Genomic DNA, 23,101 nt, shown 5'->3' with positions numbered 1-23,101 from the left:
AACACTGTTTCAGTGACATTGAAACAGTGTTGCAAATGACAGAGCAGAGAACTAGCTATGCCTTCCGGGGTGTCGTGACTCAAATAACGGCTACTATGAGAGTAAACTCAGGGTGGTCTGGTCTAGTACTGCTTGCTTGATTTCTCTTACAAGCCCAGTCCATTTAGGGCTGGGTTACTGACTAATCTTTCCTCAGTTCAGCAACAAGCGATCGCTCACCGCACCCTACAATCATACGATCTCCTATAATTGATCGGATAACCTGCACACCTACATTTAGGCATGAAACTGTGACTGAAACTGGAAAATACAAAGATACCGTCAACTTACCCAAAACCACCCACCAGAATAAGTAGTCGGACAAAATTAAATTCACTTGTTGAGAGAGGGAACAGGTGACAGAAAAATAAGTTGTGCAATTAATTCTGTCCCATTGCTTATTATAGTTAATGTTGGGTTTCCTTACGTCAACCCAACCTACGGGGTAAAATTAAGATCATAAAACACAACTTTAATCACAGGATATTTATAGTATGGAATATCGCCGCGCCAATGTGGCAGGAGGAACATACTTTTTTACAGTGGTGACAGAGAAAAGACAAAAAATATTATGTTTACCAAAAAATGTTTCTTTATTAAGAGATGCTTTTGGTTATGTAATGCAGAAACATCCATTTATTATAGATGCTATTGTTATTTTACCTGATCATCTCCACTGTATTTGGACTTTACCAGAAAATGATCAGGATTTTTCTACCCGTTGGCGTTTAATTAAAAGTTATTTTAGTCGTCAATGTGAAACTATTTCACCAGAAAATATATCTGCATCTAGAAAAAAGAAAAAACAACGGGCTATATGGCAATATCGTTTTTGGGAACATTTAATTAGAGATGAAATAGACTTTCAAAATCATGTTGAATATATTCATTATAATCCGGTGAAACATGATTTGGTAACAGCACCAAAAGATTGGGAATATTCAAGTTTTCATCGCGCTGTGCGTCAAGGTATGTATGACATGATGTGGGGTGCGGGTGAGGAAATTATTTTTGATGATGATATTGGCTAAAAATTTAACACTATTATTTGCTCTGGACGTAAACCAAGAGATTCATAAGTTTGTCCACTGCGATCGCTAAATTCTACTTCAAATACAGTACCATCGGCTAATAATTCAACTATTGTACCAACTTGACCACGTAACAAGTTATATTCAGGTAAATCCACTGTTAATGCTACTACGTCTAGTAATTGGGGCATACTTTTAGTCATCTGGAATTGTCTTTCCTTCTTCATATTGAGCTATTGCTTGTTCAATTATTTCATTACTCACATCTGTCAGATCAGATTTAGAATAAATTGTAGTGAGTATAATTCCTTGAGCATTTTTCAGATAATAAATCACCCTATATCCTCCACTTTTTCCTTTTTGAATGTTACTATTTTTAATACGAACTTTGAAAACTTGATATTTAATTCCTGCAATTCTATCTCCAGGAATTTCACCTGCTTGTAGTTGATCAATTAAAGGTTGAACATCACTACGAATTGAACGATAGCGTTTAGCCAGTTCTCTTAAATCCCTTTGAAAACGAGGAGTAAGAGCAATTTCAATTAGTAGTGGTTCATTATTATTCTGCATCTATTCCTTCCCACATTTGTGAAAGGGGTATAGTTTGTCCACTTAATGCTTCTTTTATTCCCTGATGAATACCTTCAATGACAATTTCTGTGGGTGTTTCTTCAAAAGCTGAATTTTTCTCTAATTGGAAAATAGATTTTTGTAGTAATTGTAATGTATAAGTTTCCACAGAAAGTCCTTGCTGTTGTGCTTGCTGTGTTAAATACTGTTCTAATTCTGGTGGTAAGCTGAGGGTTAGTGTCATAAGTCTATTGTGGATGACTTTATATATTGTAAACCTGCAAAAATAAAAAATTGTAAGTTAGGAGAAAATTATTTTCGATACTCATAAAATCTGTTATATTATAGTACATACGAATTAAAAACATCAAATCCAGATAACTTACAAAATTCATAACTAACTAAGGTTAAATCATCATGTCTAGTATAAACACAGGTATTGAGTGGACAGATAAAACTTGGAATCCTACAACTGGTTGTAACAAAGTTAGTCCAGGTTGTGTGCATTGCTACGCAGAAGCTATTACTAAACGCTTTCCTAATAATTTTAAAAATGGATTTGATTTAACTCTACATCCAGAAAGATTGACAGAACCTTTAAAATGGCGTACTCCTAGTAGAATATTTGTTAATTCAATGAGTGATCTTTTTCATGAAGAAGTACCTTTAGATTTTATTCAAAAGGTATTTAAAGTGATTCATGCTACACCTCATCATATATATCAAATATTAACAAAAAGACCTGAAAGATTAGTTGAATTATCACCACATCTAGACTTTCATAAAAATATCTGGTTAGGTGTATCAGTGGAAAATCAAAGTTATGTTTCTCGTATTGATTTACTTCGTCAAGTTCCTGCAAATGTGCGTTTCCTTTCCTGTGAACCATTGTTAGGTTCATTAAATCTTGACCTCACAAATATTGATTGGGTCATTGTTGGTGGAGAATCTGGTCAAAAACATCGTCCAATGAATATTGAATGGGCTGAAGACATTCGTGACCAATGCCAAAAAGCAGAAGTTGCATTTTTCTTTAAGCAAATCGGTGGTAGAACTTCTAAAGCTGGTGGTAAGTTATTAGATGGTAGAATATGGGATGAAATGCCAGAAGCTTGGCAAGAACATCAGAAAAAATGGGGTCAATCTCCACGAAAACTATCATTAAAAAAAGAAAGTTTGCAACTTACTGCTTAGGTGGAAATGTAACTTTAACAAAATCTCCAAAGGTATTTTTTATTCGTTCATTAACAGGTGGTTCTGTAGTAAAAAACACAATTTTATTTAAAATATATTTACAGTTAATAAAAAATAAAGTTTTCTTATGAAAGATAAAATATTTGTGATAAAATGAATCTAGTTTTATCAACTTACCAAAGTTTTTGATAATGGCGACAAAAAACTATGACTAATCTCTTACAACAAGCTTATGCTGTCATACAGCTAATGTTGCCAGTATTATTTATCAAGATTTACGTCAAAGAGGTTTATTAATTACTCCCCTTGACTTACTGATTGGAGCATCAGCAATTAATAATAAATGCGTTTTAATTACTGCTAATATTAAACACTTTCAAAATATCACTAATTTAGAATATGAAAATTGGGTAGCACCAACCACTGATATATTATAATTAATATTGGGTTGCGCTTCGTTTTATAATTAATGTTGGGTTTCCTTGCGTCAACCCAACCTACGGGGTAAAATCAAGATTATAAAACACAACTTTAATCACAGGATATTTATAGTATGGAATATCGCCGCGCCAATGTGGCAGGAGGAACATACTTTTTTACAGTGGTGACAGAGAAAAGACAAAAAATATTATGTTTACCAAAAAATGTTTCTTTATTAAGAGATGCTTTTGGTTATGTAATGCAGAAACATCCATTTATTATAGATGCTATTGTTATTTTACCTGATCATCTCCACTGTATTTGGACTTTACCAGAAAATGATCAGGATTTTTCTACCCGTTGGCGGTTAATTAAAAGTTATTTTAGTCGTAAATGTGAAACTATTTCTCCAGAAAATATATCTGTATCTAGAAAAAATAAAAAACAACGGGCCATATGGCAATATCGTTTTTGGGAACATTTAATTAGAGATGAAATTGATTTTCAAAATCACGTTGAATATATTCATTATAATTCTGTGAAACATGGTTTGGTAACAGCACCAAAGGATTGGGAATATTCAAGTTTTCACCGTGCTGTGCGTCAAGGTATGTATGACATAATGTGGGGTGCGGGTGAGGAAATTATTTTTGATGATGATATTGGCAACGAGTAGGTTGGGTTGAATGAAATGAAACCCAACATTAATTTTAAAATACCAATGGGTGATGTTGGGTTTCGTTCCATTGCTCCGCAACGCTAACGCGAACAACCTAACCTACATTTGCTACATTTATCAGAATATGATAGGATAATTTGCGTTCTTTGAATATGCAGTTTATGTTAGATAATATTGTTGAACTTAGATTAGGAATTAAACCCAACCTAAATGAAAGTAGAAATACTATACATGGAGGTATGAGGAATATTATTTGTACATTTAAAGGAGCAGGGGGCAGTATTTCCACACTAGAGAATCGAGTAGGAGATACTATTTATAGTGGGATTATTCCTTTTCAGAAAATTATTGATTATGAATATCTCGATAAATCAATAACTCAGAATTTACTAGCTTTACAAAATGGTAATGTCTTAGATTTAAGTCAGCCACAAGTTTATAATCATCAAACATATTTACCTACTAAAATTAGATATAAAATTGATGATAATTATTCGCAATGGGATGATTTAGTATCAGAAATAGAAAGCATAGATGAACAATTAACGCTGAGTTTATATTTTGATATATCAAGAATTAATACCAGCAATTACCAAGTTATTCAAATCAAAGAAGAATCGTATTTAAACATAGTTATTAATCCGATTTTATTTGAAATCAAAAAAGAAGTTTATTGGCTTCCAGAAGCAGGAAAACCTTTACCATTTCCAAGATATGAAGATCCAGAAGGTAATTTTGGTTTTTATGGAAATGATCAACTTTATCCCATACCCAAAAGAATATTAGATGTTGTTTGTAAAGACTATAGTGCTAATACTTTATATTCTACAGATACCCCTGAATATGAAATTGGTGATGCTTCAGTTAAAAGAGTTATATTAGCTTTAGAAAAGTTAGAAAATATTACAGCTTATCCCACAGGTGAAAATAGTATTGCTGATATTAAATTCAAATGGGATTTAATTGTTAAAGTCAATGACAAAAATTATCCATTACAAATTAAATCTAGTGAACTACAAGCTATAGAAGATTGGCAAATTTACAAGGAATTATGGACAGATAGACAAATTCCATTTCTTCCTGCTATTGTTTGGACAAATTTTGCTTCATCAATAGATGCAATGGCAAAGCAGTTTTCTCAATTATTTGATGTGGAGTTTAAAAAAGAATTACCCATAGTTAATAATAACATCAATAGTCAAATAGTTAGAAATAAAGATCAGTTACCGCAAAATGTTGATCAAGTTGGAACTGGAAAGAAAGCACATACATCTTTACAGAAAGCATTGTATGAAGCTGCGGGGAGAGGAACTTGGAATAAAGAAGTTGAAGATTTATTGCAGGAAATTGTTGATAGAGGAAAAAACCCAGTTTATCAGTTAATTAATCATTGTCGCACGATTGCGAAAGCGCGAACTATGCAAGCTGAAACATTGAAAAATCAAGAACAGAATCTACAAGAATAAAAATATTGATGTATTTCTAATTTTTTATTCAATGTCTTCTAATTGCTGTCTTGTAATATCACTTAAAATACCACCATGAAAGTGATACTGTTCTACAGGGAATAGCTCTAAAACATCTGGTTCTGGGTATTTTTGCAAAACTTTATAACACCAATAAAATAAAGTTCGCAGTGATGCACAAGTATCAGAACGAGATAGAATATGTTCAACTCTCAAATGTTTGATTATTTTACCTCCATCTTCTTTTTCGTCAAACCCACGATGTAATGATTTTAACTGATTTTTCGGGTGAGGAATAGTTTCAACATCTTCAAGATAATCTGTTAAAGAAGTGCCTAAAACTGTATTGATAGCTTGTGCATCAGCAAAGTAATAAGCTTCAATCATATTAACCAGAAAATGAAAGGAAGCACGATGTTTTTGATTTTTTAAAATGGTATCTAAAGCATTTTGATATCGTAGAAAAATTTGTTCTGCTTGAGCTACTCTATCATTTTCTAAATCATCTACTAATAATACATATCTACATGGGTTCTCAGACAGATACTCTCTGGCTGGAAATCCAATTTTTTCAGCATCTTTATCAGGTATGATCTTACCCATTCCAACCATTTTTAAATTCTTTTTTTTGGAAGTTATAGGGTTAAGTTGTCCAATACGATGTATAACTTTAAATGTACATATACCAGTTTCCATCAAAGTTTTAAATAAATCTTGTAGATGCTGTTCTTCAGTTTCCCCTGTTACAAATAATCCAAATTCAAAAAAATAGCATGGTTGGTTGCTATTTATATTTTCTTGATTCATTATTTTAACTCCTCAGTAAAAGCTTTACTTTGAGGTGCTATAGCTTCAGCCATATACAAAGAACCTGTGGCATAATCTTCTAATAAATCTTGTATTTCCTCTATTTCGCTAACCCGTTTCATCATAGTTTGACCATTTTTATCAAGTTCCATTGCCCATATATTTTCTGGTGCAAACTGACTAATGAGTACAGGAGAATGGGTTGATACAAAAACCTGTTTATTCCATTTTTCGGTAGCGAGTTTCACAGCTTTTGCTAACACTGCTAACGCCCAAGGATGTAAAGATATATCAGGTTCGTCTAATAAAATTAATGAATAACCATTAGGCTTTTCAGAAAATAAAGCAGTCAGATTAATTAACATTTGAAGATGTCCATCGGATACTCCTGATGCTTGTATTGGTTTACGTCTTTTTTTATCTAAAAAATTAGCATAGACCACATTTCTTCCAGTTTGTTCAAAATACAAACCATCAAAACCAGGGAAACTTTCTTTCATAAAATTCATGATAGTATCGTATCTTTCATCAATCACTCGTCTATCATGCAAATTTCTCAAAACAGACCATAAATTTTCACATCTATCTTGTAATCTATCACCCGCTTCTGATTCTGAACCTGCTCTTCTGAGACTAAATAAAGAAGCACCTCGTAAATGATAGGAACGAGCAGCACGCAACAATCTATCTAACTCTAATGCAGTTATATCACTTGTCCCAAAAGCTACGTAGCTAGTGAGGGCTAGTTTCTCCGGTTCTCTGAGAGTGATAGTAGTTTTATCTTGTCCCATGCCAAGATGATAAAATGTGGCTTTATCACTACCTATAGTTCTATCAATTAGTAATTCATTATTATTTTTTCTAACTAATTTTTCACCAACAAAAGGTTCTATTCTCCCAGCAGATAAACCAAATAAAACCTCATATTTAGTTGATTCATCTTCTATGGAAATTAATATATTATCAGTTGTATTTGCTCCATCCCACAGAATACCAATACCATGATCTCTAAAAGAAGCAGCAGAATCAACACCTCTAATTGCACAATCTCTAATGAACCATATTGTATCTAAAAATGTTGATTTTCCTGCTCCATTAGGACCAAAAAGAATGTTTAAACTACTAGGTGTAATATGAATATCCGCAAGGGAGCGAAAATTTTTGATGTGTAAATGATTTAGTTTATTAGGCATTAACAATACCATTACCATTTATTAACGCGTTAATTTTATCATAGATTACGGCAGCATTTCTTATATATCTCTTTCAATGTGAGCAAAAGAGAGAATTTTGGTTTTCATGCCAATCTCCTATAATTGATCGGATAACCTGCACACCTACATTTAGGCATGAAACTGTGACCGAAACTGGAAAATACAAAGATACCGTCAACTTACCCAAGACTAACTTCGATATGCGGGCAAACGCAATCAAGCGCGAACCCGAAATCCAAAAATTCTGGGAAGAAAACAACATTTATTCTCAACTGGCACAAAACAATCCTGGCGAATTATTTATACTGCACGATGGTCCTCCCTATGCTAACGGTCAGTTGCATATTGGTCATGCTTTAAATAAGATTCTCAAAGATATTATTAACCGCTACCATTTGCTACAAGGTCGTAAAATTCGCTACGTTCCTGGCTGGGATTGTCACGGATTGCCCATTGAGTTGAAAGTTCTGCAAAATATGAAACAGGCAGAACGGCAAAATCTCACTCCTTTGCAATTGCGTCAAAAAGCGAAAGAGTTCGCACTGAAGACCGTAGACGAACAACGAGAAAGCTTTAAACGCTATGGGATTTGGGGAGATTGGGAAAATCCTTATTTAACCTTAAAACCGGAATACGAAGCCGCGCAAATTGGCGTATTTGGGGAAATGTTCCTCAAAGGTTATATTTATCGCGGTTTAAAGCCAGTGCATTGGAGTCCTAGTTCTAAAACCGCTTTAGCAGAAGCTGAGTTAGAATACCCTGAAGGTCACGTTTCTCGCAGTATTTACGCCGCTTTCCCGGTCGTTAGGGTTTCTGAAGGGTTAGAAGCTAATTTAGATGGCTTCTTGCCTGATTTGGGCGTGGCTGTGTGGACTACTACACCCTGGACTATCCCCGGTAATTTGGCTGTGGCTGTGAATGCTGCGTTGGAATATGCGGTGGTGGAAGTAAAACCCCACCCCTTAACCCCCTCCCCGCAAGCGAGGAGGGGGGATGAGAAAGAGGAAGTTGCTTCCACCCCACAAGCAGGAAATGAAGAATTTACCTCCCCCTCTCTGCTTGCGGAGAGGGGGACTGAGGGGGTGAGGTTTCGATATCTGATTGTGGCGGCTGAGTTGGTTGATAGGTTGGCTGCGGTTTTGGATTGTGAGTTAACGGTAAAAGCCAAGTTCGCAGGGAAGGATTTGGAACATACTATTTATCGTCATCCTCTTTTTGACCGTGAAAGTCCAGTGGTGGTTGGTGGTGATTATATCACTACTGAGTCGGGGACTGGGTTGGTACATACTGCTCCTGGTCATGGTCAAGAAGACTACATTGTTGGTCAGCGTTACGGTTTGCCGATTCTTGCCCCTGTTGATGATAGTGGGAATTTTACGGATGAGGCTGGTAAGTTTTCTGGCTTGAATGTTTTGGGTGAGGGTAATCAAGCGATTATTGATGCTTTAAGCGAGGCTGGTTCTCTGTTGAAGGAGGAAGCTTATCCTCACAAGTATCCTTATGATTGGAGAACGAAGAAACCGACGATTTTCCGCGCTACTGAACAATGGTTTGCTTCTGTGGCAGGATTTAGGGAGGAGGCTTTAAAGGCTATTTCATCTGTGCGTTGGATTCCGGCGCAAGGTGAAAACCGCATCACGCCGATGATAGCAGAAAGATCCGATTGGTGTATTTCTCGTCAACGTTCTTGGGGTGTGCCGATTCCCGTGTTTTATGATGAAGCGACTGGGGAAGTTTTGCTGAATGCGGACACGATTAACCACGTTCAAGCTATCATTGCCGAAAAGGGTTCTGATGCTTGGTGGGAGTTGTCGGTAGAGGAGTTGTTACCGGAAACATATCGCCATAATGGCAAGACTTACCGCCGAGGTACAGATACAATGGATGTCTGGTTTGATTCTGGTTCTTCTTGGGCGGCAGTAGCGAAGCAAAGACCGGAGTTACGCTATCCTGCTGATATGTATTTGGAAGGTTCTGACCAACATCGCGGTTGGTTTCAATCATCTTTGTTAACCAGTGTGGCGGTTAATGGCATTGCACCTTATAAAACTGTGTTAACTCATGGTTTCGTCTTGGATGAAAATGGACGAAAAATGAGCAAATCTGTGGGGAATGTGGTAGACCCTCAATTGATGATTCAAGGTGGGACTAACCAAAAACAACAACCTGCTTATGGTGCGGATGTTTTGCGGTTGTGGGTTTCTTCGGTTGATTATTCTGGTGATGTCCGGTTGGGTGGTAACATCATCAAGCAATTAGCTGATGTCAGAAATAAGATTCGCAACACAGCGCGGTTTTTATTGGGGAGTTTGCATGATTTTGATCCTCAGAAGGATGCTGTAGCTTTTGATGATTTACCAGATTTGGATAAGTATATGTTACACCGCATTCGTGAGGTGTTTAATGAGGTGACGGACGCTTTTGATAGTTTCCAGTTTTTCCGCTTTTTCCAAACTGTGCAGAATTTCTGTGTTGTGGATTTGTCGAACTTTTATTTAGATGTTGCGAAGGATAGATTATATATCAGTTCGGCTGATGCTTTCCGTCGTCGTAGTTGTCAAACGGTGTTGCAAATTGCTTTGGAGAATTTAGCCAGAGCGATCGCCCCTGTTTTGTGTCATACTGCGGAGGATATCTGGCAATTTATCCCCTACGAAACACAATATAAATCAGTGTTTCAAGCTGGTTGGGTGCAAGTGGATGATAAATGGGATAATCCTGAATTAGCGGAATTTTGGAAAACACTGCGCCGGATTCGTGGTGATGTTAATAAGGTTTTAGAACAAGCACGGACAGAAAAGTTAATTGGTTCTTCTCTAGAAGCTATTGCTTTGATTTATCTGAGTGATGAAAAATTATCCACTGCTATCGAACCTTTGAATGTTAGCGGTAATGGAATTGATGAATTACGGTATTTGTTCCTAACTTCCAGTGTGCAATTATTAGATACTCCTGACGCATTAAAAGGATTAAAAACTTTGCGGGTTCAAGGTGAGGATAATTGGGATATTGGGGTGGTTAATGCCGCAGATTACGAACATGATGGAAAATCATATCACAAATGCGATCGCTGTTGGAACTATTCTCCCCATGTGGGTGAATCAGCAGAACATCCATTATTGTGTGAACGCTGTATTCCCGCTTTAGCTGGAGAATTTTAAAATCATGTAAGGGTTTAGCAATGCTAAACCCCTACACGCAACAATGTTTTCCCTATCATACATAATCAGGACTTACGCACGAATCACGGAATATCTAACCACAGAGGCACAGAGGACACAGAGGAAAGAGGTTTTGAGGATATTTTGTGTAAGTCCTAATAATATGAAAACAAAAACTATGAAAACTCAAACAACTGTAGTTATAGAAACCTTACCAATGGTTTTGAAAATGCAACCAAATATTATTATAAGTGATGAGCAATTCTTTGAGTTTTGTCAATTAAACCGTGATTTAAGAATTGAACGTAATCAATTTGGAGATTTATTAATTATGTCACCTACAGATTTAGAAACAGGTGAACGTAATTTTAATTTAATTGGTGAATTAGGTATTTGGACAAAACAAAACGGTACAGGAGTAGGATTTGGTTCTAGTGGTGGTTTTACCTTACCCAATGGTGCAGTCCGTTCTCCTGACGCAGCTTGGATAAACCGCACAAAATGGGAAGCAATACCAGCAGAACAAAGGAAAAAATTTGCGCCTATTTGTCCTGAGTTTATTATTGAATTGCGTTCAGAAACTGATAATTTAAAGATTCTGCAAGAAAAGATGCAAGAATATATAGATAATGGTACACAATTAGGATGGTTAATTGATAGAAAACAATGGAAAGTATTTATTTATCGTCCCGGTCAAGCTGTGGAAGAATTAGATAATCCCCAAACATTAACTGGTGAGGATTTATTACCCGGATTTGTTTTAGATTTAAGTCAGATTTGGTAATCAATAAATGTGCTTCAATCTTTTTGACAAAAAATAGAACAAAAGTGTAATATTCAATGAATACCACGACTTTACCTCCTCAGCTAACACTAAATATCAATTTAACAGATGAGGAATTTTTCCAACTCTGTCAAAATAACCGTGATTTGAGATTTGAACGCACAGCAGCAGGGGAATTAATAATTATGCCACCAACTGGTAGCGATACGGGAAATAGAAACTTTGATATTGCTGTGGAATTAGGAATTTGGAATAAACAAACAAAATTAGGTAAAGGTTTTGACTCTTCCACAGGTTTTAAACTACCAAATGGAAAAGATATTTCTCCTGATGTTGCTTGGATAAAAAAAAGAACGTTGGGATAGTTTAACCCCACAACAACAGAATAAATTTGCTCCTATTGCACCTGATTTTGTCATTGAATTACGTTCTTCCAGCGACAATTTAAAACCATTACAAGAGAAAATGCAAGAATATATAGATAATGGCGTTAAATTAGCTTGGTTAATTGATAGAAAACAACGTAAAGTATTTATTTATCGTCCTGGTCAAGCTGTGGAAGAATTGGATAATCCTCAAACATTAACTGGTGAAGATTTATTACCCGGATTTATTTTAGATTTAAGTCTGATTTGGTAATAAATAAATTGGGTGTTGCTGAGTAAAAGTATGATTTTATTCCACGCAGAGGCGCAGAGAGTAAGAGTTTGAGAGATGGAATTTTCGACTTTCATACCCCAATTCACCAACGCCGTAAATTGTATTCCAGCTTTAGCGAGAAAATTTTCACCACAAATTACAAATTAAAATTCTCTAGGAACGTTGCTTACAATGTCTCTATCCCAGTTTCCCTCTAATCTTGATTGGAAAGAATTTGGTTGAATCAAACCATGAGAACCGAGACGATGTTCTGGTAGGGCGATTTTTTTAGCTAGTTTTGCTAAAATCGGTTTCGGGACATTAGCAGTGTGACGTTGAGTTAATACAGGCATTTCTTGCCAACAACTGCGGCAAAACCAATAAGATTCAGTGCCACGAATATGGTGTAAGAGTGAATCGGAACAACAAGGGCATTGAGGCATAATAGTTTTAAGTCCTTCTTTGCAAGCGTTTGGCTAAATGTAGTCATGTAATGAATTGAGATAAAATAAAACTTCTTATGTACATTCCTGAATTTTAACTCTCAAGGATGGGGGGATTGTGAGAATATTTGCAAGAACAATATATTACGTAATATTTCGCTATATTGCCTCTATATTTATTTACATTCTAAACTAGAGTAATCTTAAATGGGTGAGACATCTGGTAGTAAATCCCGTCCCCTCCTCTATATCCTCGCAACATCTTTAAACTGTCCGTGCATAAACAGAATGGGTTCTGAATTAAATAACAGTAGCTATTTAAGGAATCTCAGAATATGTTGGAAATTAAACGCAACCAAGAAAATAGCCAAATTACACAAGAAGCTTTAGTATTACCCTTTAATGCCGTAGGAATTGCGGATATTCCCCTAGTAGGTGGTAAAAATGCCTCTTTAGGCGAAATGATTCAACAGCTAAGTTCTCAAGGGGTAAAAGTTCCCACGGGATTTGCGACTACGGCTTATGCTTATAGATACTTCATTACTGCGGCTGGGTTAGAGGCAAAACTGCGAAAGATTTTTGCAGATTTAGATGTCGAAGATATGGATAATTTGCAAGAATGTGGCAAAAAAGCCAGATCATTGATGCTAGAAACCCCATTTCCGCTAGAATTACAGGAAGCGATCGCTAAATCCTATCAAAATCTTTGTGAAGAATACGATATTAATACTGATGTAGCTGTTCGTTCTAGTGCTACAGCCGAAGACTTACCAGATGCTAGTTTTGCGGGACAACAGGAAACCTACCTGAATGTTCATGGCATCAAAGGTGTATTAGAATCTTGCCATAAATGCTTTGCCTCTATTTTCACAGACAGGGCAATTTCCTACCGACAAATAAGAGGTTTCGATCATTTTGAAGTAGCCTTATCAGTCGGTGTCCAAAAAATGGTACGTTCTGATTTAGCATCTTCTGGAGTCATGTTTTCCATTGACACAGAAACAGGGTTTCAAAATGCCGCTTTAATTACCGCTGCTTATGGTTTGGGTGAAAATATAGTCCAAGGTGCAGTTAACCCAGATGAATATTTAGTATTTAAACCAACTTTAAAAAAAGGATATAAACCCATTCTCCAAAAGCGGTTGGGAACAAAAGAAATTAAAATGGTTTATGATCTAGGCGGATCAAAATTAACCAAAAATATTTCCGTTCCTCAACTTGAACGGCATCAATTTGCCCTAAATGATCAAGAAATCCTCCAACTAGCGGAATGGACTTATATCATTGAAGATCATTATTCCCAAGTTCGGGGAATATCCACCCCAATGGATATTGAATGGGCAAAAGATGGCATAACTGGTGAGTTATTTATCGTCCAAGCTAGACCAGAAACAGTTCAATCACAAAAATCAAAAACCGTTCTCAGAAGTTATCAACTCCAAGAAAAAAGTCAAGTTTTGTTAACAGGTCGCAGCGTTGGCGAAATGATCGGTCAAGGTAAAGCTAGAGTAATTCTAGATGTGCCGGAAATTCATCTCTTCCAAGCCGGAGAAGTGTTAGTTACTAACCGCACAGACCCCGACTGGGAACCGATTATGAAAAAAGCTAGTGCTATTGTCACTAACTCTGGTGGGAGGACTTGTCATGCATCAATTATTGCTAGAGAAATGGGTATTCCTGCTATTGTGGGTTGTGGAAATGCAACAGAAATATTACAAACAGGACAAGAGATTACTGTTAGCTGTGCCGAAGGGGAAACCGGTCAAGTTTACTCAGGTTTATTAAACTTTGAAATTCAAGAATTACCATTAGATAACTTACCCCGTACCCGCACCAAAATTATGATGAATGTGGGTAATCCTGAAGAAGCTTTAGGTTTGACAGCAATTCCTAATGATGGTGTTGGTTTAGCCAGAATGGAATTTATCATTGCTAACCATATTAAAGCCCATCCTTTAGCATTACTACATTTTAACGAATTAGAAGACGAACTTGCCAAATATAAAATTAGCGAATTAACGGCACAATATGAAGATAAAGCCGAATTCTTTATTGCTAAATTGGCGCAAGGTATCGGCACAATTGCCGCAGCATTTTATCCCAAACCTGTAATTGTCCGATTATCAGATTTCAAAAGTAATGAATATGCAAACCTCTTAGGTGGTAGACAATTTGAACCCAAAGAAGAAAATCCCATGCTTGGTTGGCGTGGTGCTTCCCGTTATTATGATCCTCGTTATCGTGAAGGTTTTGCCTTAGAATGTCAAGCCATGAAACGGGTACGAGAAGAAATGGGTTTAACCAATATGATTCTCATGGTTCCCTTTTGTCGCACTCCCGAAGAAGGAAAACGGGTATTAGAGGAAATGGCAAAAAATGGCTTAGTCAAAGGCGAAAATGGCTTAGAAGTTTACGTTATGTGCGAGTTACCAAGTAACGTTTTATTAGCTGATGAATTTAGCCAAGTCTTTGATGGGTTCTCCATTGGTTCTAATGATTTAACCCAATTAACATTAGGATTAGATCGAGATTCTGAATTAGTAGCCCATTTATTTGATGAACGCAACGAAGCTGTAAAACGAATAATTGCCAAAGCCATAACTACTGTTAAACAAAATGGTCGCAAAATTGGTATTTGTGGACAAGCACCCAGCGATTATCCAGAATTTGCCCGTTTCTTAGTTGAACAAGGTATAGATTCTATTAGTCTCAACCCTGATTCTGTGATTAAGACAATGTTAGAAATTGCGAAAGCAGAAAAAGGGGAATAAGTAATAGGTGAATCGAAAATCTGCGCTTTCTGTGTCTGAAGTGGGTTGAAAATAATTTATCTAACCACAGAGGCACAGAGGACACAGAGGAAGGAGGTTAGGAGAGAATTTTTCAACATTTTTATTTTCTTTGAAAGGGTTAGTTAACAGTAGGTAAAAAGTGAATTTAAATATCCGTTATAGTCCAATACAATTCAGTCAAGAATTTTTTCTTCTCTCTGTTACCTCTGTGGTTAGATAAAAAAAGATTTTTAAATTAGTGGAGTTGAATTTATTAATATGCAGTCTACTAATGTAGAGTTGGACTTATCTGATCCTTGTGTTTTGCTTACCACATTACAAGAACTTCGTCAATCTGTTGATGAGGAAGGAAAAGAAATATTTCAAAGGTGGAAAAAGCAAATTCACCGACAATCTTTTATTAATAGTAGTCTCAATCTTGCCTATTATCTGGCACTGAGAAGACACGATTTGCGACAACTGCAAGCGGCTTTAATGCCTTGGGGTTTGTCCTCATTGGGGAGGATAGAAGCTAAGGTTTTACCGACCTTAGATGCGGTGATTGCCACCTTACAGGCAGTTTGTGGCACAGATAATGATTCTGTAATTATACATCCACCTTTGGACGCATTTTTTGAAGGCGATCGCCTACTTCAACAAAATACCGAAGATTTATTTGGCAATACCCTCGATCACCGTCGTGTCAGAATTATGGTAACGTTACCAACTGAATCTGCTACCAATTACAAATTTCTACGAGATATCATTCGTCAAGGGACAAACTGTGTAAGAATTAATTGCGCCCATGATACCGCCGTTGAATGGTTAGCAATGATTAACAATGTCAAACAAGCAGAATTAGAATTAGGATCTGCTTGTAAAATTCTCATGGATTTAAGTGGTCCAAAAACCAGAATTAAATTTGCCATTGCCCCCAGCCCCAAACAACGAATATTTAAAGGTGAATCTCTCCTCCTCACCCATGAGTTACCCACGAATATTGATTCTGAATGTTTCCAAGTTAGTTGCACAATTCCCGAAGTATTAACAGAACTGAAAATTGGCACATTAGTTTGGATTGATGATGGGCGCATTGGTGCTTATGTCGAGTCAATTACATCCGAAGGAGTGTGGTTGAAAATCACCCATGCCCGTCTCAAAGGTGAGAAAATATCACCAGAGAAAGGCATTAATTTTCCTGACACTGACTTACATTTGAGTTCTTTAACAACAAAAGATCAACAAGATTTAGATTTTATCACCACCCATGCCAATCAAGTTGATATTATCGGTTATTCCTATGTGCAAACACCCGCAGATATTCAGCTTTTACAACAGGAATTAGCAACAAGATTACCAGAAAATTCTCCCACACCTGCCATAGTTGCCAAAATAGAAACACCCTTAGCAGTGAGTAATTTGCCAGAATTAATTATTCAAGCCGCCGGGAAACAACCCTTTGGAATTATGATTGCCAGAGGAGATTTGGCACTGGAAATTGGTTATCAACGGCTGGCAGAAATTCAAGAAGAAATACTATGGTTATGTGAAGCTGCCCATATCCCTGTAATTTGGGCAACTCAAGTCTTAGAAAATCTTGTTAAACACGGAATGCCGTCACGGGCAGAAATTACTGATGCTGCCATGTCAGAACGGGCAGAATGTGTCATGCTCAATAAGGGTGATTATATTATTGAAGCCGTAGGCATTTTAGATGATGTCCTCACAAGAATGCAAGCCCATCAAGTCAAAAAAACACCTCAGTTACGGGCTTTACATTCTTGGTAACTATCTTTATAAGGAAGAACGCCGAAAACCCTTGAAAATGTGGGTGACTCAGGATAGCCACATTTGGGCTTTAGACAAGGGATGAAGGCTAGAGGCAGGATTTATCCTGCATTGATTTTAATCCATATTCGTGATACAACTATACTGTCACTAAAGACATAAAAAGCTACCGAGGGACTCTCGGAAAGTTACGCTTGTCAGATATGATTTCGCCCGCCAGGTCCAACGAAATCAGGGCAAGAACCCAAATATTTAAGGCAATGCCTGAAACTGGGATAACTGAGGGATATAGACTGAAACTCTCTATAGAATCTCCGCGTCTTTAGACCGGAGAGTGTCAATGCCATTTTCTCTATAATCGCCAATAAAGGTGTAGAATAGGGAATGCTGTCTTTCATTAGATTAGGGAATTCATGGCGAAAAAGAGTATGATTGAGCGCGAGAAGAAACGCGCCAAAATGGTAGCTAAGTATGCTGAAAAGCGAGAAGCACTATTAGAAGAGTTTAGAACAGCAGAATCTCCGTTGCTGAAGTTAGAAGTTCACCGTAAAATTCAACAACTACCCCGTAACAGTGCGCCTACTCGTAAGCACAACCGTTGCTGGTTAACTGGTCGTCCTAGAGGCGTTTACCGTGATTTCGGACTATCTCGGAACGTACTTCGGGAATGGGCCCATGAAGGTCTTTTACCAGGTGTTGTTAAGTCTAGCTGGTAGTTAGTCGTCAATGGTCAGTGGTCAGTAGAAGGAGGCAAGAGGCAAGAGGCAAGAGGCAAGAGGCAAGAGAAATATCCCCCTATTCCCTGTTCCCTGTTCCCTATTCCCTATTCCCTATTACCAATGACCAATGACCAAGGTATTATTGCCCACAACAATAATCAATTCCCAGGCTATCTAAGAGTAGATCGCTAACGGCGTTGGCGATCGCAAACTCTCCAAAAAAACTTTTAGAAAAATCAAATGATTGCATCTCTGTGACAATAGCAATTACCAGAGAACCTAAATCATTTTCTCCCTCCATGCGTTGTCTTACAAAAATCTGTGATACCCGCTGGGCAATATTTTGATTGATTGCTTCAGGAATAAACTCTTCATCAAGCCAATGTAACAGGTTTTGTTGTAACCATTCACCTTCTTGCTGGGGATTTTCCGAAGGAGGTAAGGTAATGGGTGGAATTGCTGGAGTCATTTTTGTATATTTTATATAGAATTTGTTCGCTAGGGTAATCTTAGAAGAAGATAATGGAATATGATGTTGCTGCTATTGTTCGGGGTTATGCTCAAGGTTATTTTCTCATGTCTGATGAAAGTAATAACCTGGGATGGTATGGAAGTAAGGAACGGACTCTAATCCCTTTGGATGAACGCTTTCGCTATCCTAAATCATTACAGCGCGTCATTAACCAAGAAAGGTTTACAGTTGCCATTAACCGGGACTTTTTAGGAGTAGTTGCTGGCTGTGCTAACCGGGACACAACTTGGATTTCTCCAGAATTAGTCAAGATTTATGAGTTACTTTACCAAAATGGTTACGCTTATAGTTTTGAAACTTGGTTTGGTGATAAATTAGCTGGGGGAATTTTGGGAATTGTCATTGGTGGCGCTTTTATTGGTGAATCCATGTTTTTCAACATTTCCGAAGGTTCTAAGGTAGCAATGGTCAAGTTAGTGGAAAGATTGCGTCAACAGAAATTTAGACTATTTGACGCACAAATGATGAATCCTCATTTAGCTAGATTTGGCGCTTATCATATTAGTAGTGAAGAATATGCAGTTTTACTTAAACAAGCTGTATCAAGTTCTTGTAACTTAATTTAAGGAGTCAGGAGGTAGGGGCGCAGGGCCTGCGCCCAGTCAGGAGTCACTTGGCAGTTATATCCTGTACCTCAGTGATCTGCAATATGATTTAATCTGATGAATATCTAGCATACCTCTAAGATACAAGGTTGGGTTGTTCGCGTCAGCGTTGCGGAGCAATGGCACGTTCACGAAGTGTGGCGATAGCTTGCGTGGCGACGTAGGAGCCATAGCCATAACCCAACAAATGCGTCGGGTTGCGCTGTCGCTTAACCCGACCTACAAAAAATGGACAAGGTATTGTAGTAGCCAAAGTTATTTTTTTTGAGATAATTATAGTTTTTAAACTTTCGAGATTTTTGTCAATCATCGGGGAGTCAAATGAAGATATTAGTGCTGAGTTGGGAATTTCCACCGAGGATAGTTGGGGGAATTGCTCGTCACGTTGCTGAGTTGTACCCGGAACTAATCAAGCTAGGTCATGATATCCACCTAATCACGCCAGAATTCGGTCCAGCATCCTTGTATGAGGTGGTTGAAGGAATTCATATCCATCGTGTCCCAGTACCTGCTAGTAACGATTTTTTCCACTGGGTGGTAAACTTAAATGAGAGCATGGGAAAACATGGTGGTCAGTTGTTGACCGACAAAGGTCCATTTGATCTGATTCATGGCCATGATTGGTTAGTTGGAGATGCAGCGATCGCTCTCAAGCATACCTTTAAAATTCCCCTCATTGCCACAATTCACGCCACTGAACATGGACGCTATAACGGCATTCATAATGATACCCAACGCTATATTCATGATAAAGAATATGCACTAGCTCACAATGCTTGGCGAGTCATCGTTTGTAGTGAATATATGCGTCAGCAAATGATTCAAACGCTACATATTACTAATGATAAAATTGACGTAATCTATAATGGTATCCGCCCAGAAAAGAAAATACATCATCAAGATTTTCATGCTCAAGATTTTCGGCGACGATTTGCCGCAGATTATGAAAAAATTGTGTATTATCTTGGTCGCATGACTTATGAAAAAGGCGTACCCATATTACTTAATGCCGCCCCCAAGGTACTATGGGAAATGGAAGGTAATGTTAAATTTGTTATCGTCGGTGGTGGTAATACTGACCATCTTAAACGTCAAGCTTGGGATTTGGGAATTTGGAACAAGTGTTACTTTACTGGGTTTCTGACTGATGAATACTTAGATAAATTTCAAACCATTGCTGACTGTGCAGTTTTTCCCAGTCTTTATGAACCCTTTGGTATAGTTGCCTTAGAAAGTTTTGCCTCTCGCGTACCAGTCATAGTTTCCGATACTGGTGGTTTACCAGAAGTAGTTCAACACACAAAAACGGGAATTACCACTTGGGTAAACAACTCGGACTCTGTAGCTTGGGGAATATTAGAAGTTTTGAAAAACCCAGATTATTGTCAATGGTTGGTAAATAACGCTTATGCAGATTTAGAAAAAAGATTTAGCTGGACAAAATTAGGTAAGCAAACAGAAATGGTTTATAAAAGAGTAGTGCAAGAACGAGCAGAAATTGTCTGGTAACGAGAATCAAAGATTACGCTGATAATTTGCCATAAAAAAACACTACAAACCCTGTACGCTAGGAATTTAGCCTTGGACAATGCGAAAGTTAGAAATGATTGCTGTTTGCTTGACAAGATTTTAATATGACAAAGGCATTCCTAAATACATCCAAGCATTTGCAAAATGCAAAAAACAGCTTATTGAAGATGATAAATCGTATCCTAGATCGTTTAACAGCCAAGTTAAAACGGTTCTTTGAGGATATCATCGCCGATAGCCGGACTCCCACCGCCAAACCAGCTTATAAACTCCCTAAATTAGCTGGTCCTGTTCATAACTTAGGTGGAGGTGGTCCTGATGTTGATGACGCTATCCAATGGATGATTAATCAAGTCAGAGGCGGTAGTTACAGCGACAATAAAGTTAATGTTTTAGTCATTCGGGCTGCTGGTAATGATGATTACAATCAGTTAATTTATCCCATGAGAGGTGTCAAATATGTAGAAACTCTCATCATTCGTAATCGTCAAGAAGCGAACAGAACCGATATTTTTGATAAAGTCAGAAATGCTGGCGTAATTTTCTTTGCAGGTGGTGATCAATGTGAATATATTCGCCACTGGAAAAATACTAAATTAGAAGTTGCTATCAAGTCAGTTTACGATAAAGGTGGTGCGATTGGGGGTACAAGTGCCGGGGCGATGATTCAAAGTGAATATGTTTATGATTCTTGTGCTTGTGAAGATAGTATTGAAACTCATGAAGCCCTTGATGATCCTTACGGGAATATTACCTTTACCTATAATTTTTTCCAGTGGAAATATTTGCGCGGAACTATCATTGATACCCACTTTGATGAACGCAAAAGAATGGGAAGAATTATGGTTTTTATTGCCCGACAAATTCAAGATGGTGTATCTTCAAAAGCATTAGGGATAGCAATTAGTGAACAAACATCTTTACTAGTTGATAAATATGGTATTGCTAAAGTTGTGGGTAAAGGTTCAGCCTATTTTGTTTTAGGAGATCATCCCCCAGAAATTTGTGAAAAGGGGACTCCTCTCACCTATCACGACTACAAAATCTGGCGAGTTCCTAGAGGTGACACTTTCGACTTAAATAAATTACCGTCACGGGGTTATTATCTCAGAAGTGTGAAGCGGGGAAGGTTTGATTCAGATCCTTATTAATACCATTTCTCTACACAAATCCACCTCATTAGCCCACTCAGGTGGGCTTTGTGATATTCACCGAATGTGAATTTACTATTGTGGCAGCCAATTTTCATCTAAAATTAATTCCAAAGTATAAAGACATTTTTCAGGAAATGTAGAAATTATCAATCCTGTTTGTTTAGCTGCTTGACGACGTGCTTTTTCATAGCTGTCTTCCAATTGTTCTTGAGGATAATTTTTGAGACTAGGACTATCTTTAATAGTTAATTCAATTTGAGTACGAGCATCTGTGATAGAATCTAGCCAACTGTCAGAACGTCGTTGAGGTTGATATTGCCATTTGAGTAGGTGTAAAAGTAGACGAATTAATTGACTAGAAATTGCTCGTCGTTCACTTTTACCCAATTCAGAAATCTCCTCAATTAAATGTTCTTTATCTATTTCTTGCCAGCGATTTTCTAGTAATAATTGGGCTGTTTCTTCAAGCCACATATTGAAATCTGTTTGATAGGTTATGGTCATAAATTTAATTTACCTCTGACTACTATTATTTGATGATATTATAATCAATAATCACTGAGTCATTTCATTTAAAGCTATATTAATTATTTCTTCACTAACTCCATGATGTTTTAAATTTTCAATAAAAGTATAAACTCCTTGATTACGACTTTCTAAATAATATAATATGGCTGCGATAGGAGATGGAGGATCAATAGGATAATTTTGTTGTTCATAGACTTCTACTAAAGTCGTTAAAATATCTAATTTTTCATATTCTGGTGTATTAGGTTCAGCATCAAAAATTTGTTCGATTTCTTTTAATGCCTGTTGATAATCTGATTCTTCCATAGTTTTCTCCCGAAAATATAACTCGGTAGGTAGCACCTCAATTTCATGGATATCTTCTGCAATTAACCATTGCACAAAAGATAGGGGGTAAGTATCCGTGAGGTATCGGCAAATATTATCGTAAGCCAAAGGTTTTTAGTAAATATCTAACATCGTTTTATTATATAATATAATGCAATACAAATGAGATTTACACAACCATGAGTAAAGAAAACATTACATTTAGAATAGACAGCAGCAAAAAAGCCGCCATTGACGCATTAGCGAAAGGCATAAACCGCGATAGAAGTTATATTCTTAATGAAGCAGTAAACGCTTACTTAGAAATGTATCAATGGCAAATCAAAGAAATACACCAAGGTATTGCAGAAGCGGAGGCTGGAGATTTTGCCAGTGATGAAGAAGTAACAGCCACATTTGCTAAACTTAACCATGCGGGTTAAATGGCTACGTCAGGCGCTGCGTAACTTAAAACAAGCGCATAATTACGTTTTCCCAGAAAATCCTACCGCAGCACAGGAATTAATCTTAAAAATTCAAAATGCTGCTAATCAATTAGAAAATTATCCCTTTATGGGAAAATCTGGAAGAGTTGACGGTACAAGAGAATTGATAATTTCTAATTCACCGTATATGATTATTTACCGAGTTAAGGAAGAAACGGTAGAAATTCTGCGAATTTTGCATACATCAAAACGCTACCCAGAATAACTATCTA

General features: G+C 37.1%; 23 protein-coding genes and 1 pseudogene. 15 read left to right on the top strand and 9 right to left on the bottom strand.

Translation table 11 applies throughout. The annotated features are described in order from the left end of the window. Positions 1-533 precede the first annotated feature (533 nt). On the top strand, positions 534-1,070 hold the full coding sequence (locus tag NG743_RS08040; protein ID WP_257121829.1) for an REP-associated tyrosine transposase: 537 nt from the start codon (positions 534-536) through the stop codon (positions 1,068-1,070). On the opposite strand, the gene NG743_RS08035 is transcribed toward NG743_RS08040, so the two are convergent. The 3 genes from NG743_RS08035 to NG743_RS08025 are packed head-to-tail and all read right to left on the bottom strand — an operon-like array spanning position 1,067 to position 1,887. Continuing rightward, positions 1,067-1,273 (bottom strand): DUF4926 domain-containing protein, encoded by a 207-nt coding sequence (locus tag NG743_RS08035; protein ID WP_027404094.1) that lies wholly within the window; start codon positions 1,271-1,273, stop codon positions 1,067-1,069. The genes NG743_RS08040 and NG743_RS08035 overlap by 4 nt on opposite strands. Then, complete coding sequence (locus NG743_RS08030; protein WP_193964921.1) at positions 1,266-1,643, bottom strand: type II toxin-antitoxin system RelE family toxin; 378 nt, start codon at positions 1,641-1,643, stop codon at positions 1,266-1,268. Before NG743_RS08030 ends, NG743_RS08035 begins: the two co-directional genes overlap by 8 nt. Next, positions 1,633-1,887 (bottom strand): hypothetical protein, encoded by a 255-nt coding sequence (locus NG743_RS08025; RefSeq protein ID WP_257121828.1) that lies wholly within the window; start codon positions 1,885-1,887, stop codon positions 1,633-1,635. Before NG743_RS08025 ends, NG743_RS08030 begins: the two co-directional genes overlap by 11 nt. Before the next feature lie 173 nt (positions 1,888-2,060). Between NG743_RS08025 and NG743_RS08020 the strand changes: the two genes are divergently transcribed. From NG743_RS08020 to NG743_RS08010, 3 genes are all read left to right on the top strand, one after another. Continuing rightward, on the top strand, positions 2,061-2,837 hold the full coding sequence (locus NG743_RS08020) for a DUF5131 family protein (protein ID WP_193964917.1): 777 nt from the start codon (positions 2,061-2,063) through the stop codon (positions 2,835-2,837). A 553-nt stretch (positions 2,838-3,390) separates the two neighbouring features. Then, the gene (locus NG743_RS08015; RefSeq protein ID WP_027404097.1) at positions 3,391-3,933 is read left to right on the top strand and encodes an REP-associated tyrosine transposase; all 543 of its coding nucleotides are present in this window, start codon (positions 3,391-3,393) and stop codon (positions 3,931-3,933) included. A gap of 164 nt (positions 3,934-4,097) precedes the next feature. Then, the gene (locus NG743_RS08010; RefSeq protein ID WP_257121827.1) at positions 4,098-5,402 is read left to right on the top strand and encodes a hypothetical protein; all 1,305 of its coding nucleotides are present in this window, start codon (positions 4,098-4,100) and stop codon (positions 5,400-5,402) included. A 24-nt stretch (positions 5,403-5,426) separates the two neighbouring features. Here NG743_RS08010 and NG743_RS08005 read toward each other — a convergent pair whose 3' ends face one another. Next, positions 5,427-6,209: a DUF4276 family protein gene (locus NG743_RS08005; RefSeq protein WP_035083200.1), complete on the bottom strand. Its 783-nt coding sequence runs from the start codon at positions 6,207-6,209 to the stop codon at positions 5,427-5,429. Continuing rightward, positions 6,209-7,402, bottom strand: a complete 1,194-nt coding sequence (locus tag NG743_RS08000; protein ID WP_027404100.1) for an AAA family ATPase — start codon at positions 7,400-7,402, stop codon at positions 6,209-6,211. Before NG743_RS08000 ends, NG743_RS08005 begins: the two co-directional genes overlap by 1 nt. 164 nt (positions 7,403-7,566) lie before the next feature. Between NG743_RS08000 and ileS the strand changes: the two genes are divergently transcribed. From ileS to NG743_RS07985, 3 genes and pseudogenes are all read left to right on the top strand, one after another. Continuing rightward, a complete protein-coding gene (gene ileS, locus NG743_RS07995; RefSeq protein ID WP_257121826.1) occupies positions 7,567-10,584 on the top strand; it encodes an isoleucine--tRNA ligase in 3,018 nt (1,005 codons plus the stop codon). Between the two features lie 178 nt (positions 10,585-10,762). Next, the gene (locus NG743_RS07990; protein ID WP_027404102.1) at positions 10,763-11,368 is read left to right on the top strand and encodes a Uma2 family endonuclease; all 606 of its coding nucleotides are present in this window, start codon (positions 10,763-10,765) and stop codon (positions 11,366-11,368) included. Positions 11,369-11,424: 56 nt separating this feature from the next. Then, a pseudogene (locus tag NG743_RS07985) lies at positions 11,425-12,007 on the top strand (Uma2 family endonuclease). A 164-nt stretch (positions 12,008-12,171) separates the two neighbouring features. Here NG743_RS07985 and NG743_RS07980 read toward each other — a convergent pair. Next, complete coding sequence (locus NG743_RS07980) at positions 12,172-12,450, bottom strand: hypothetical protein (protein WP_035083202.1); 279 nt, start codon at positions 12,448-12,450, stop codon at positions 12,172-12,174. Positions 12,451-12,785: 335 nt separating this feature from the next. Between NG743_RS07980 and ppsA the strand changes: the two genes are divergently transcribed. The 3 genes from ppsA to rpsN all read left to right on the top strand — a co-directional run bounded on the left by ppsA (position 12,786) and on the right by rpsN (position 17,725). Then, the gene (ppsA, locus tag NG743_RS07975) at positions 12,786-15,221 is read left to right on the top strand and encodes a phosphoenolpyruvate synthase (protein ID WP_257121825.1); all 2,436 of its coding nucleotides are present in this window, start codon (positions 12,786-12,788) and stop codon (positions 15,219-15,221) included. Between the two features lie 279 nt (positions 15,222-15,500). Beyond that, positions 15,501-17,009, top strand: a complete 1,509-nt coding sequence (locus NG743_RS07970; protein WP_027404104.1) for a pyruvate kinase — start codon at positions 15,501-15,503, stop codon at positions 17,007-17,009. A 413-nt stretch (positions 17,010-17,422) separates the two neighbouring features. Then, positions 17,423-17,725, top strand: coding sequence for a 30S ribosomal protein S14 (gene rpsN / locus NG743_RS07965; RefSeq protein ID WP_027404105.1), 303 nt, complete (start codon positions 17,423-17,425; stop codon positions 17,723-17,725). A gap of 142 nt (positions 17,726-17,867) precedes the next feature. Here rpsN and NG743_RS07960 read toward each other — a convergent pair whose 3' ends face one another. After that, entirely contained in the window at positions 17,868-18,197 is a 330-nt protein-coding gene (locus NG743_RS07960; RefSeq protein ID WP_027404106.1) for a DUF8822 family protein, read from the bottom strand. A 53-nt stretch (positions 18,198-18,250) separates the two neighbouring features. Here NG743_RS07960 and aat point away from each other — a divergent pair, with 53 nt between their 5' ends. The 3 genes from aat to NG743_RS07945 all read left to right on the top strand — a co-directional run bounded on the left by aat (position 18,251) and on the right by NG743_RS07945 (position 21,546). Then, the gene (aat, locus tag NG743_RS07955) at positions 18,251-18,826 is read left to right on the top strand and encodes a leucyl/phenylalanyl-tRNA--protein transferase (RefSeq protein WP_257121824.1); all 576 of its coding nucleotides are present in this window, start codon (positions 18,251-18,253) and stop codon (positions 18,824-18,826) included. A 360-nt stretch (positions 18,827-19,186) separates the two neighbouring features. Beyond that, positions 19,187-20,374, top strand: coding sequence for a glycosyltransferase family 4 protein (locus NG743_RS07950; protein ID WP_027404108.1), 1,188 nt, complete (start codon positions 19,187-19,189; stop codon positions 20,372-20,374). Positions 20,375-20,499: 125 nt separating this feature from the next. Next, positions 20,500-21,546, top strand: a complete 1,047-nt coding sequence (locus NG743_RS07945) for a cyanophycinase (RefSeq protein WP_027404109.1) — start codon at positions 20,500-20,502, stop codon at positions 21,544-21,546. A 75-nt stretch (positions 21,547-21,621) separates the two neighbouring features. Here NG743_RS07945 and NG743_RS07940 read toward each other — a convergent pair whose 3' ends face one another. After that, positions 21,622-22,053, bottom strand: a complete 432-nt coding sequence (locus NG743_RS07940) for a DUF29 domain-containing protein (protein WP_257121823.1) — start codon at positions 22,051-22,053, stop codon at positions 21,622-21,624. A gap of 51 nt (positions 22,054-22,104) precedes the next feature. Continuing rightward, positions 22,105-22,383: a helix-turn-helix domain-containing protein gene (locus tag NG743_RS07935; RefSeq protein WP_027404111.1), complete on the bottom strand. Its 279-nt coding sequence runs from the start codon at positions 22,381-22,383 to the stop codon at positions 22,105-22,107. 200 nt (positions 22,384-22,583) lie between these two features. On the opposite strand from NG743_RS07935, the gene NG743_RS07930 reads away from it, so the two are divergent. Next, positions 22,584-22,826 carry a CopG family ribbon-helix-helix protein gene (locus tag NG743_RS07930; protein WP_257121822.1) on the top strand — a complete coding sequence of 81 codons (243 nt, stop codon included), beginning with the start codon at positions 22,584-22,586 and terminating at the stop codon, positions 22,824-22,826. Further along, the gene (locus NG743_RS07925; RefSeq protein ID WP_027404113.1) at positions 22,816-23,094 is read left to right on the top strand and encodes a type II toxin-antitoxin system RelE/ParE family toxin; all 279 of its coding nucleotides are present in this window, start codon (positions 22,816-22,818) and stop codon (positions 23,092-23,094) included. The genes NG743_RS07930 and NG743_RS07925 overlap by 11 nt, the downstream gene beginning before the upstream one ends. Positions 23,095-23,101 lie beyond the last annotated feature (7 nt).

It is taken from the genome of Dolichospermum heterosporum TAC447 (assembly GCF_024584745.1).
GTDB lineage: Bacteria > Cyanobacteriota > Cyanobacteriia > Cyanobacteriales > Nostocaceae > Dolichospermum > Dolichospermum heterosporum.
The sequence above is the reverse complement of the archived record's forward strand: the minus strand, read 5'-3'. Positions and strand labels throughout refer to the sequence as shown.